10 protein-coding genes are annotated in these 13,261 nt (G+C 39.2%); 7 read left to right on the forward strand and 3 right to left on the reverse strand.

The features are described from left to right. Positions 1-426: 426 nt before the first annotated feature. The 5 genes from FTV32_RS09265 (at position 427) to FTV32_RS09285 (ending at position 4,506) form a co-directional block, all read left to right on the forward strand. Entirely contained in the window at positions 427-1,401 is a 975-nt protein-coding gene (locus tag FTV32_RS09265) for a VacJ family lipoprotein (protein ID WP_180028499.1), read from the forward strand. A gap of 117 nt (positions 1,402-1,518) precedes the next feature. Further along, positions 1,519-2,487 carry an RsbU family protein phosphatase GigA gene (gigA, locus tag FTV32_RS09270; protein ID WP_035268527.1) on the forward strand — a complete coding sequence of 323 codons (969 nt, stop codon included), beginning with the start codon at positions 1,519-1,521 and terminating at the stop codon, positions 2,485-2,487. A gap of 112 nt (positions 2,488-2,599) precedes the next feature. Then, entirely contained in the window at positions 2,600-3,106 is a 507-nt protein-coding gene (gene gigB / locus FTV32_RS09275; protein WP_035268529.1) for an anti-anti-sigma factor GigB, read from the forward strand. Positions 3,107-3,144: 38 nt separating this feature from the next. Next, the gene (locus FTV32_RS09280; RefSeq protein WP_180028500.1) at positions 3,145-3,972 is read left to right on the forward strand and encodes a carbon-nitrogen hydrolase family protein; all 828 of its coding nucleotides are present in this window, start codon (positions 3,145-3,147) and stop codon (positions 3,970-3,972) included. 108 nt (positions 3,973-4,080) lie between these two features. Beyond that, positions 4,081-4,506: an organic hydroperoxide resistance protein gene (locus FTV32_RS09285; protein ID WP_035268535.1), complete on the forward strand. Its 426-nt coding sequence runs from the start codon at positions 4,081-4,083 to the stop codon at positions 4,504-4,506. Between the two features lie 317 nt (positions 4,507-4,823). Here the strand turns inward: FTV32_RS09285 and FTV32_RS09290 are convergent, their stop codons facing one another. Both FTV32_RS09290 and gspE read right to left on the reverse strand, forming a co-directional pair. Further along, positions 4,824-6,521: a DUF4394 domain-containing protein gene (locus FTV32_RS09290; RefSeq protein ID WP_180028501.1), complete on the reverse strand. Its 1,698-nt coding sequence runs from the start codon at positions 6,519-6,521 to the stop codon at positions 4,824-4,826. A gap of 616 nt (positions 6,522-7,137) precedes the next feature. Next, positions 7,138-8,625: a type II secretion system ATPase GspE gene (gene gspE, locus FTV32_RS09295; RefSeq protein ID WP_035268540.1), complete on the reverse strand. Its 1,488-nt coding sequence runs from the start codon at positions 8,623-8,625 to the stop codon at positions 7,138-7,140. A 99-nt stretch (positions 8,626-8,724) separates the two neighbouring features. Between gspE and FTV32_RS09300 the strand changes: the two genes are divergently transcribed. Continuing rightward, on the forward strand, positions 8,725-9,543 hold the full coding sequence (locus tag FTV32_RS09300; protein ID WP_092768367.1) for a hypothetical protein: 819 nt from the start codon (positions 8,725-8,727) through the stop codon (positions 9,541-9,543). Positions 9,544-9,552: 9 nt separating this feature from the next. Next, entirely contained in the window at positions 9,553-10,470 is a 918-nt protein-coding gene (locus FTV32_RS09305; RefSeq protein ID WP_180028502.1) for a mechanosensitive ion channel family protein, read from the forward strand. Between the two features lie 29 nt (positions 10,471-10,499). Here FTV32_RS09305 and FTV32_RS09310 read toward each other — a convergent pair whose 3' ends face one another. Then, entirely contained in the window at positions 10,500-13,211 is a 2,712-nt protein-coding gene (locus FTV32_RS09310; RefSeq protein WP_180028503.1) for a DUF2339 domain-containing protein, read from the reverse strand. Between the last annotated feature and the right edge of the window lie 50 nt (positions 13,212-13,261).

Genomic DNA, 13,261 nt, shown 5'->3' on the forward strand with positions numbered 1-13,261 from the left:
ATAATCTCTTAATGATCTTCTTAATGCTTCGTCAGCATCAAGCTAGGTCGGCTATATTACCCTTTCTTTTCAGAAAGTCAACTAGCAATGTTAATTTATTTTCCAACTCATTCTCAAAACTTAGATCTAACCTATTCAGCTAAATCTTTGTTTTTCAACAAGTTTTAATCAACATCACCGCCGATGGATGTGCATTCTACAGCATTCCTCCCCCAATGCAACCTCTTTTTTAAAATTTAATTATATTTTCTTAACAAGTGATTATATTTTCTACAAAATCACTCTTTTTTCACGGTTAATTCACATTTTTTGTGCAAATATACTTTAGTAAACTGCTTTCAACTCTCGCTATAATGGCGTTATTCTGTTCGTACTTACTATTTATTTAATAAGACTAATATTCAGCTTTTATTCTAGGATGTTTTTATGCAGTACTCTCAACTTATTTGGGTCAGTATGTTAAGTATTGGTTTAGCAGCACCCGCTTACGCCAAACAACCTGAGATTGCAGGCAATAAAATTGCTGACGATACTGCATTATCAACATCTGATAAGTTGTCTACCTCAAATGATAATAACCAGCCTTTAAACAACGATATTGCTAAGGCTTCACAACCAGCTTTAGAAAATTCAGTTAACACCAATGGATCTATCAAAGATTTAAAAAATTTAAAAATTGATAATTTCAAAGTCAATGCAACAGCAGCATTACCTGAAAATGAAAAAGATCCACTTCAACCTTTAAACAGACAAATCTACGCATTTAATGATGTTGTCGATCAAAATGTCTTGCGCCCTATAGCCGTGCAGTACGCTGATAAAGTTCCAGAACAAGTTAGAGATTCATTACGTGGCTTCCGAGACAATTTGGGTGAGCCATGGAATGCTGTAAATCAGGTTGCTCAAGGTCGCTTTAAACGTGCCGCACAAACGTTTGGTCGTTTTACATTAAATACAATTACAACGCTTGGTTTCGCTGATCCTGCACGTCGCTTATCTCTGCCAATGGAAGATGAGGATTTTGGAACTACTCTAGGCTATTACGGTGTCCCTTCTGGTCCTTACCTCGTTCTTCCTTTTATGGGACCAAGCACCTTCCGTGATACTGTTGGTCGCGTAGTAGATAGTCAGGCACGCCCTCAAAAATATTTACTCGATGGTCATGATCGCATCTATTATAGTGACTGGGCACTTAGCGCATTAGATACACGTGCTCAACTTTTAGAGATTGAACAAGTCTTGCAAGGTGACAAGTATGCAGCAATGCGTGATGCCTACTTACAACGAAAAAACTATGTTATTGCTGAAAAACGCGGTTTAGAAACGGGTTCTGGACTATTTATTGAAGATGATTTTTCAGATGATGAGTCCTTCATGGATGAATCTATCGAATCTGAATAAAAGCCATATGTAAGTTAAAGTCTAAATCTTTTGTTTTTAGACTTTAACTTGGCGTTCGATATAAGTTCGTCTAAGATAGTTTTATAAATAAAGCATTTAGGATTGATTCTTTCATCTATGTATTTCATTCAACCCACTCGTGACATCCATCTTCTAGATAGCGTTCTAGAGGCTCTGCCGAGTTTACAAATGATTCATATAGATGATCTTCATCTTTACGATTCAACCATCATTGCCATTAGTGATGTTAATGATTTTCTGCAATATAAATGGACTCTCCCTACGATCGTGATAGGTCATGCAGATGAGGGACTTCAACTCTCGCAAGCATGGGAACTTGGCGCACTCGCTGGCTGGATTTGGGACCGTCTTCCAAAAGATCTCGCAAAATCGATTGCTAAAATTGAAGCAAAATACAAACGCAATCAGGACAGCCGCGACCTGCCCTCTGCAGCTGAATTACAAAAAAAACTATTACCCAACCCAATCGACCTACTTAATTATAAAGTCGAGACTTTATTTCAACCGTCAGCTTACTTATCTGGTGATTGGTATGATTATTGGAAACTCAGTGATCGTGAAATCTTATTTTATCTCGCGGATGTTTCTGGACATGGTGTAACAAGCTCACTTCTTACCTCTTGGATGGCTGCATTTCACGGTAGATCGAAAACCCCACGAGAACTCCTCAAAAAACTTAATGGCATGCTTTTACAAGAGAACATCGAAAAGCATATTACAATGATTGCAGGCACATTGAATCTAGAGACCCACCAGCTTAAGTGGTCAAGCGCAGGGCATTACCCTCCAGCAATTATCTTTGAACCTAATCAGGATGCTCGCATCCTCAACACCAGCAGCTTTCCCTTAGGTCTTACTGAAGATCTCGAAATTGAAGAGTTTGAATGTACGTTGAATCGTGGAGCTCGTTTTATTATTTGCTCAGATGGTGCACTTGAACCTTTTGATGGTGGATTGAATGAACAATTTACACAATTGGTCTATCACTTGCAAAATCAATCATTCGAAGTTCCTGAACATGTTGCAGATGATATTGCAATACTCAGCTTCCAACGTCTAAATTAAGTTAATAATCAATAGTGTAGCTGTTTATAAATCGATCTACGACTGAAGACTACTTGAGTATCGACTTGCGCTATGTGATAATTTTAGCATCCTTTCTGCAAATGGCATTTATATGTCAACAGGTCATGTTGAATATGCAAGCTTGGATGGTACGCACATTTTCAAACTCATTGGAGAAGTGCGCGCTCAATCTTGTATAAGCCTTGATAAATTATTATCTCGGATTGAACAACAACAAAACGTCGTAGGCGCAATTGTTGATTTAACCCAAACTACATTCATAGACAGTACTGTGCTTGGAATCCTCGCAAAACTAGGATTAAAGCTCAAACAAGTGCATCAAGTTCAAGCTGTTATGTTATCTACTAACCCAGATATCACTACACTTGCGAACAGTATGGGTCTTGGTCAGGTTTTCGTAATTTTAAACTATTGCGGAGATCCGAATGTGTGCACGCGCGCTTTATTGGACGAACACATCACACATAATGCAATGCTTTCAACTGTATTAGATGCTCATCGTACATTAATGAAATTAAATGCTGATAACCAAAATATGTTCGAGCCTTTGGTTAAACAATTAGAACAACAACAAGATACCATCGATCACAGCATCTGATATTCTCTTAAGCATACTGAGCGCTTAAGGAGAACCTCATGACAACCTTACTTTCTGTCACCCAAATGAACTCCCAAAATGATATTGAAAATAACTTTCAAGTCATTGAATCATTGTTAGCAAAAAGTAAGAATCAAGGGGCCTCCTTGATCGTTTTCCCGGAGAATTTCGTTTGTTTTGCGGCAGGCAAACAGCGTGAGACTGCTGAACGATTTGAAGAAATACAATCTCGTTTAGAACAACTTGCTCATCAATATCAAATGTGGATTGTTGCTGGGACACTCCCCTGTCCTTTTCGCCCAGACGGCACCATTGTGCCAGATGGTCGTGTCAGAACAACTAGTCTTTGTATTAGCCCTGAAAAGACAGAAGCACGTTATGACAAGATTCATTTATTCGATGTTCAAGTCGGTGATGCGGTAGGTGGATATCAAGAATCTAAGTTTTTTGAACCAGGTGATCAAACCGTCATTGCTAAAACTCCATTTGGCAATATTGGTTTAATGGTCTGCTATGACCTTCGTTTTCCTGAACTTGCTTTAAAGCTGCGCGTACAAGGCGCAAATATTTTAACAGCACCTTCTGCTTTTACTTACACGACAGGTCAAATGCACTGGCAATTACTTTTACAAGCTCGTGCCATGGACAGTCAATGCCAAGTTTTAGGCTCAGCTCAACAAGGGTGGCACGGTGAAAAAAGACAAACCTGGGGTCACTCTGGTGCTGCGAATTCTCGTGGTCAATTTTTAGATATCACCTCTGAAGAAGGTGCTCAAATGATTACAGTTCCTTTTGACATCGATGAACAGAAAAAAATTAGAGAATCGATGCCATTAATTCAGCATCGTAAACTTATTCAGCTTTGACCTGCTCACACATAAAAATTGAATACCAAGCTTTACAAAATTACCGATTATCATTCCTTTTAAATCAGAGAGTATAGATATTCACCTATACTCTATCTGGAAGGAATCATGTCATTAGAAAAAGTTGTTTATACCGCACATGCAAAAGCTACTGGTGGGCGTGATGGTCGTGCTACATCATCAGATCAAATTTTAGATGTTCAGCTCGCTGTACCAAAAGAAATGGGTGGTCCCGGTGGTGGAACAAATCCAGAGCAATTATTTGCTGCTGGTTATTCTGCATGTTTCTTAGGTGCGATGAAATTTGTTGCCAACCGCGATAAATTGAAAATCACACCAGAAGCTTATATTGAAGGCGAAGTGAGTATTGGTCCTATTCCAACTGGTTTTGGAATAGCAGCCACTTTAAATATTCATCTGGAAGGCTTGGATAAAGAGGAAGCTCAAAAGCTGGTAGATGCTGCTCATATCGTTTGCCCATATTCAAATGCAACACGTGGCAATATTGATGTGACCTTGAATGTGATTGTTTGATCCAGTTGTTTCAATCCTAAAAATCACGCTGATATGCATATGCATCTCAGCTTTTTTGTGGTTATAAGTTAATTTCAACTTAGAAAAAGAAATTTTATATTAGGTGGGATCAAGTAGATTTATGTGTATCTAAAGGAATAATGACTCTTTGCCTCAGCTTGCAGTAATCAGTCCTGCAGCTTAATTTAAAGAAAAATAGTGATTTGGAGATACCTCCACTAACTAGTTCAGTATCTCCAAAATTTCCGTCTTCAACTATATCAATTCAAAAGTACATATGTCTTTTTGACTATTACTCTTTTAATCTAGCAAGTAAACTATTTAAAAAGTATTGCTAAGTCAATTAAGGCGGGCGTTGTAATTGAGCCGATCATTGACTTCATAACACTAGGCGTCCCATTAACGGAAATAGCTGGACGTGCACGAGGAGTTGTAAGTGCTGTATCGCTATTTAGATCTATACGGTATAGGATAGAAGCACCATTATTGTTGCTTATTGCCGCTAGAGCTAATCCATTATCACCACCAGCAATATCGAAACCATCATTCAAGCTTAAGTTCACGCCAAGACTACCTAATCTCACCAATGTTCCATCATTGGGTGGAACTTGCTTCGTCAGTAACTGATTGGCCTGATCTAGATTAAATAATTCGGTGCTAAGAGCTGAAATAGGTGTTTTAAAACTGTTGGTATATGCCGCAGCGCTAATCACTGCATTTGTGATCCCATTAATTTTGCCATCTTGAATGGTTTCACCCGTATCGACATTGATTCGCAGATTTTGCCCTGAATTACTGATGACTCTTAAACGGTCAGCCGTTGGATTGAAGTCAACAGCAAACTGTGTGCCGTCTAGAGTACTAAAGTTACTACCCGTGCCTGCTTTAAGTGCAGTCACAAGTGTTGCAGCACCAGAATTTGGGTTAATGGTATACAAGTTTGCTTGATTAGTTAAACCATATAGTGTATCGGTTTTATCAGTAGCAGTACGTAATCTAAAATCAATACCTACGAATTTTTCATTGACCAATACGCCTGTAATTTTTTGTTCGGCCGTATCATTTGGACTATTGATTTCAAATCTAATTAAAGAATTATTATTGGTCAACCCAATTCCTTTTGAAGTGGTTTCTTCTGCTCGATTAAGCGCAATCCCACGAATGGAGGTTTGACGATATTCGTTAGGCAAGTCGCTTGTCTCAAAAATAGCGTTATTGGTCGTTCCGACTTGAGCAAGATTAACTTGAAATAGTTTATATGCACCCGAGACTTTTAATGCAGCAAAACCAATATTATTTATTGGGTCTATATCAAAACCACCGTTATTCGATACATCCTGACCTAAGGGTGCAGAGATACCTAATGTTCCGGCATTTGCATTTTGCAGATAAATGCGATCTGTCGAAGATTCGATACTGTATAATTTTGTACTTGCCGTTCCAGCAAAAGCATTGGTATAAGCTGCGGCACTTACTTCGGTTGTAGCATCACCAACCCGACTAATTTCTCCATCGGTGATGGTGAGACCTGTATCAACATTAACTCTTAGGTTTTGACCATCTTGACCAATAATTCTTAGACGATCCGCAGCAGGGTTGAAATTCACGCTAAGCGCATCAGGATTGGAAGTAATTTTACTAAAAGCTGCATTACCATCTGTCGTATCTGCTGGATCAGCTGTCATTTTAATAACGAATTTTGCTACTCCAGAACTTGGATTTAACGTGTAAATATTACCCAACAAACCTACTGCATATAACTTTCCATCACTTGGACGATGGTCCATTCCAACCAGTTGATCCCCAGAAACTAAACCTGAAATTTTAATATTTGAAATCAGCGAACTAGGTTGGTCATGATTGAGTGAGCTAATCATACCGTCACTGGTCAGTAGCAAGAGATTACCAGTAGCATTTGTTGGAGGAATAGGCTCAGATGAATTTGAATCATTACATCCAACTAATCCGATACCACCGAGTACGGTGAGGGTGCAGATGAGTGTTTTGAGTTCCATGTATAATTTTCCTTAATTACTGATATTTGATTTTGAAGAACTTCTGATTACACGGTTCAATATGTAAAACAACTCAGCTTTGCTGAGAAACACGTCGAGGTATCTTTAGACTTGGAAAGGATCATTCTCTATAGTTAAGCATGTAGAATACATAGAAATGTAGATCTTCAAGTTCAATGTCTGTCGCATGTTAATTAACCATATGTTTTTATTATTTTTTAGTAAATATATGTTTTATAGCTATTGTTTTGTATTGTTAGATCTATTTGGTAATACTTCACAGATTTTTCACATTATGTATGAAACCAAATGCAAAATTAAATTATCACATTGCAAAATCTAAATATTACATAATCTTTAATTTTGTAAAATAATTTTAGTGAGATGTCTTACAGTAATGGCGTTTTGACATAAGATAATTCATAAATATTCCTATAATTGACCTTATAAACCTTATTCAAAATTATTTTTATTTATTAATGTAATTCATTACCTTATGCGAATGCGAAATGCCCAACTATTATAATTGGGCTCTTTTGTTGAATCCTCAGCTTTCGAGCTTAATTTCAAATCAGCGCTTCTTCGTTTTATCGAGAATTATTAAATAATCTCTGAATCACTCCGCCGCTTCATTTGTTACTCGAAGTACTTCCTCTAATGTACTCTTACCTTCAAGCACCTTTCGTAACCCATCATCACGTATCGAACCTGACTGCTGACGAGCATAGTTTTCAACTTCAAACTCTGCAGCATTCCCATGAATCAGACGGCGCATTCCATCATCAACAGGGACGATTTCATAAATGGCGGTACGACCACTAAAACCTGTATGCGCACAATGTTCACATCCCTCTGGTTGAGGCAGATTGAGTGCAGTACCATCATGGACATTCTTAAAAATTTCTTTTTCAAAATCATCCGCGGCACGCCAACTATGACAATGCGAACACAAAGTACGAACCAATCGTTGCGCAATCACACCAATTAAAGAACTCGATAGAAGGAATGGCTCAATTCCCATGTCTTTTAAACGCGTCACTGCACCAATCGCAGTATTGGTATGCAACGTCGACAATACCAAGTGACCCGTCAAGGATGCTTGCACAGCAATTTCTGCAGTTTCTAAATCTCGGATCTCCCCCACCATTACCACATCTGGATCTTGACGAAGCATCGCTTTCAATGCACGCGCAAATGTCATATCCACTTTAGTGTTAACCTGAGTTTGTCCAATACCTTCAAGTTGATATTCAATTGGATCTTCCGCGGTCAAAATATTCTTAGATCCGTCATTTAAATCCGAGAGTGCAGCATAAAGTGTCGTCGTTTTACCAGAACCTGTCGGTCCGGTCACGAGAATGATACCGTGAGGACGATGCACTAATTGGGTTAATCGCTCGTAATCATCTTTCATCAGACCCAAATGAGTCATATTTAAACGACCTGCTTGCTTGTCTAAAAGACGCATTACTACGCGCTCACCATGTGAAGAGGGTAAAGTCGAAACACGGACATCCACCTCACGACCTGCCAGTCGTAAAGAGATACGACCATCCTGAGGAATTCGCTTTTCAGCAATATCAAGTTTTGCCATTACTTTAATACGTGAAACTAACAATGGGGCAAGTTCACGACGTGGTTGCACGATTTCTCGAAGTTGCCCATCAACACGTAAACGAACCGATAACTTTTTTTCAAAAGCTTCAATATGTATATCTGATGCACTCACTCGAATGGCTTCGGACAATAATGCGTTAATCAATCTAACAATCGGAGCATCATCTTCCTGATCCATTAGATCTTCTGCTTCAGGTACTTGATCAGCTAAACTTAACAAGTCAGGATGATCTTCTAAACCAGCAGCCACTTGCTGAGACTCGCCTGTTTCACCAGCATAACTTGAACTGAGTAACTGACTAAAATCTTGTTCAGTCGCCAATTGATATTGGGCTGTACGCCCCACGTAACGGCGTGCTTCTTGCAAAGCAACCAAAGCAGTATCTTGGCGACGGACAATAAAAACTTGATCCCCTTCATAACGCAACAAAACGCCATGCTTTTTTGCAAAACTATACGGTATTTGTATTTGTTTAAGTACTTGCATAAGGGATGATAATCATGATTAAAATTACCTCGAGTGTACTCTAAGCATTTGACAGCGTGAAGACAGTTTTTTAATGAATTTATTTAAGGATATTCCCTATTGTCACTAGATCAGAAACTTGAGCAAAACCCTTCGACTTTAAGATGGTGGGGTGAGCAGCATTTTGAACTCAATCAAGTGCGTGCTTGGCAATTTGGTTCATTGCTCTTTCGACTCACTCGTGGCTTACAAGAATGGCGCATGGAGTACTACCGTCCTCAAATTCAATACGACTACGAACAAAAGTGGCAGGAAATGGATGACCCCCATTTTTCATTTCCTCGTCCAGTACATGTTGAACGTTACATGTTCAGGGAAACTCACCCTAAAATTCAATTGATACCACGTCTTGCAGATCGATCTGTGGTGATCCGTCCTGTAGACCCAATTTACATTCCTGCTGGTCAACGTGGCACGCTTTATATTAGTACTCCTCTGTGGCTTTCAGGTTATGTCGAAAGTCAAAAGACCCCATTATTCGATATACCGGTCATTATGCCTAAAGATACATGGTTCGGTCCGGATCAACGCAGTGGTGAAATGTGTTACGCCACTTCAGTTGATGGTCGAACAGAACTCAAACAACTTCGTCCACGTGCATTTCGTGCAGTCACTCCAATTGACTTTCACAATGTCAGTGGACATCAACTCCGTTTCGATCGAATGAATGTACCTGTTCCTGCCCTGCCTTTGTTTTATAGTGAAAGTACAGAGCGATTATGGACGTCACAAATTAAAGTCATTCACGAAGGGATGGATCGACCAGCACGTATTCGTATTGAAAATCGCACCCCACCATTGGCTGGTGATGTAATTTATGTCAATCCAGCACGTGCCCCAGGTAGTACTTTATTTAACATGTTTGATTCATTCTTCTAAGGGGGGCATATGGCAGATAGTCTTACCGGCACCATTGCTGATAGCCTCAAAAGTATATTTACCAATATCAATACGGATCGCCTAACTGAAATTATTATTGCGATTGTGCTTTGCTTTATTGGATTCCTTTTTGCTCGAGTCGTTTCCAATACTTTTGTGAGAACGATCGGCGCCAAATTTAATGCTCATCAGCGTTTGGTATGGCGGCGCGGTATTTTTTATTTTATTTTCCTCATCTTTGTGATGGCGAGTTTAAAAGAAGCAGGTTTTAAATTAAGTGTATTTCTAGGTGCCGCTGGTATTTTGACCGTAGCGCTGGGTTTTGCATCTCAAACCTCTGCGACGAACTTGATCAGCGGTTTATTCTTGATTGGTGAAGGTTCTTTTGAAATTGGTGACACCATTCAAATTACGTTAATTCGTGGACATACCATCGAAGGTGAAGTGATCTCGATTGATTTACTGTCTGTCAAATTACTGACTCAAGATAATGTCTATGTCCGTTTACCTAATGAGCAATTAATTCGTGCTCCCGTACACAACCTTTCTAAATTCCCGATACGGCGCATTCCTATTACACTTGCAATCAACTTTCATGAAGACATCATTAAAGTACGAGAAGTTTTATTAAAGGTGGCAAACAGCTATCCTTTGGTGTTAGCAGATCCTAAACCTGCTGTGACGGTAACCGCATTCCGTGAATCTTCAATCGAATTGTTATTCGCCATTTGGTGCCAACAGGAAAACTTTTTGAAAGTGCGTGATGAAATGCAAGAACGCATTCGAAATGGTTTTGTTGATCACCATATTGAAATTCCTGTACCTAAAATGGGCTTTGTTGATCGCCCTCCACAACCCTCGTTGACAGATGAGGAAATAGACCAATACGCCAATGATAAGGAAATCAAAAGAGAGCCTAAATTATAATGAATTAAGGTTAATGCTTGATCTCAGGATCAAGCATTAGTCTCTTCTACTCGTTTTTGCTCTGGCGCTGGAGCGATGTACGCAATAATCAACATTAATCCTCCCGCGCCTAAAAATGATAAAACTCGACTTAGAGTGCCGATATGGGATAAATCTAACAACACCAACTTAAAAGTCACGATCGCCAAAATACTTGCACCAAACATCCATACCACTCGATTATGGATGATAGCGGCATATTTCATCACAATGAATGCCATGACCACCCACAATAATGTCAACGCCAATTGCACGGCAGAATCTTGCCAAATGATCCACTGGTTATAAGGTGTAGCAAAATAAAAATGTAAGGCTCTAAGAAGTACATAACTACTTACCCATAGCACAGCGAGTAAGATCAAGAATGCGCCAAGTGTTCGCTCTAGCCCCATTCTGATTTGACTGCGAAGCACCTGAATAAGCACCCACAAACCAGTCAGACTGACGAAATCAATAGGGTTTAAGATTGGGATAAAATATTTCCAAAAGGGTTCTACCACCCAAATTTGTGAGCTGACAATCCAGCACAACAATAAAATGAGGCTGGTCTTTGTTAACCAAAGCTTATTCAAGTCTGTTGTTTTAGAAACACTATAGCCATAAAGTATCAACGGTAAAAGAACAGCTCCCATCATAGGTGACATTGAAACTACACCCACACTGGCACAAGCTAAAGAAGCGAGTCCACCAAAGGCGATCCATTCATTTTCGTACTGAGCATTTGAAATTGGTTTTAACCACAGATAGCTCAGGCCCAAGCAAGCCAAGATAAACAAGCCTTGCTCACCAAATGACTGCCAGACGATGACTCCTTGAGTGTATTGATCGATCAGCATAATAGCTGCGAACACTACAATAGGAATCAGCCCCAACCATTTTGGTAATAACCATGACCATGAGACTACTTGGCGCGGTTGCAACACAAAATTGGCAGCAAAATAAATCGCAGTTGTGAATGCAAGTGTGTAGATTAATCTCATCGGTTCACTAAAACTTTCCACACCTTGATAAAGCAGTAAAAGACTCGCAAAAAAAGAAAAAATAGACAGGAAAATTTTATCTGACAGTGTCAGCTGTTTTTGATAACGCATCACAACATTGGAGACCACAATCGCAAGGATATAACTTAGACCTAGTAACCATGGGATGATATTTGGAATTGATGCTAACTCGATCAAATAGTATAAATACGAAAAAAATCCAACTGCTAACAACGCATAACCTAATGTTCGCCCTACCCTAAACTCACGATGCAAGCCCCACATTAAAATAAGAAGTCCTTCAAAAATCCACCCGATCACACTCCATACTTGTGGGATCAAGATCGGCGGGATAAAACTTAGAAAAATAAAACCTAACATTAAATAATTTTGTTTAATCGCCGTATCAAATTTCGCGTGCTGCACAACTTTAAAAATCGCAAAGTGAGTCAATGCAAAACCCAAACACAAGGCAATTTGAACCGATTTTTGATCTAAATACATGAGATGTAAAAATGCGTATGCGACCAAGGGACTGACATAAATCAATGCGGAGTCAATAATACGCTGACCTAAATGAGCTTGATTTTGATGTGTAGCGAGCTGGTTAAATCTGAAACCCAACCAAATAAATACACTCGCATGTGCAATAACTAGACAGGATAAAACGAATCTCTCTGCAACACCGCCATTCAAAAAGGCATAACCACCACCGATAACAACAATGAGCAGCAACGCTATTTGAGTGAGTATTTTCCATGGATGTAATGTACAAATTACACCTACAACACAATTGACCGCTAGATAATAAGACAGTAATTGAGCTGAGGAAAAATCTGCATGAGGTAATGTGAACGGTGCAATATAAGCAACCAAAACTCCCATCAGGGAAAGCTCCACTGACCGCTGTTTTAAAATCAGTATGACCAACGACAGCATGCTCAAGCTGTAAAGCGTAATCGTATTAATGAGATTTAACAGATCATAGTGATAAGCAAATAGAATACTTAATAACAATCCCGCAAAACCCAGTCCTTGTAAAGCAAGACCAAAGCCGCGGTTTTTTTTCTGTATATGATAACCAAAGGCAACACATATGATCGCGATGACAGCAACAGCCAAAAGTTTGATTGAAAGACTTAAGGTCCAATGTTCAACCATATATCTCAATAATAAGACGACCCCAATCACCAGGACAGTAATCGCAACTTTCAGGACAGGATTCCCATGAAAGATCCATCGTCTGATTTGCGCCCCAAAACCCAAATCATTCTGCTGATTTATCTGGATTCCCTCTAAACCTTGTAAAATACTTGGGGTACTCGTCTGATCGTCTCGATCTAGTTTTATTAGCTTTTCCTGCAAAGCACCGATTTGAATTAATCGACCCTCAAGTTGTCGCAACCAGTTTAGAAAAAAATAAATCCAGAATGTTAAACCTAATCCAACCAACCATGTCCAATCGAACAAACTACCAATTAGTGCAAAAAATGATGAAATATATAAGGGCAATCGTGATGTATTCTGCTTCGAATAATGAGTCTGTTGCTCAATGTTGGTAAGCGGTTTTTCAATATGATGGGCATATTGCATAACACTTATGAGGAATGCAGCAACACATAAAAACGTAATGATCGGCAACGCTAGAACCCAAGCACTGATCGCTACTATGATGAGTAGCATCAACCAAATCATTTTTAGTTCACTATGTTGCTTCAGCATACACATCATTCCTTTTTTAGCTAGATTGATGATACCTCAGCAAGAATTGG

This window comes from Acinetobacter sp. YH16032, assembly GCF_013417345.1.
Lineage (GTDB): Bacteria > Pseudomonadota > Gammaproteobacteria > Pseudomonadales > Moraxellaceae > Acinetobacter.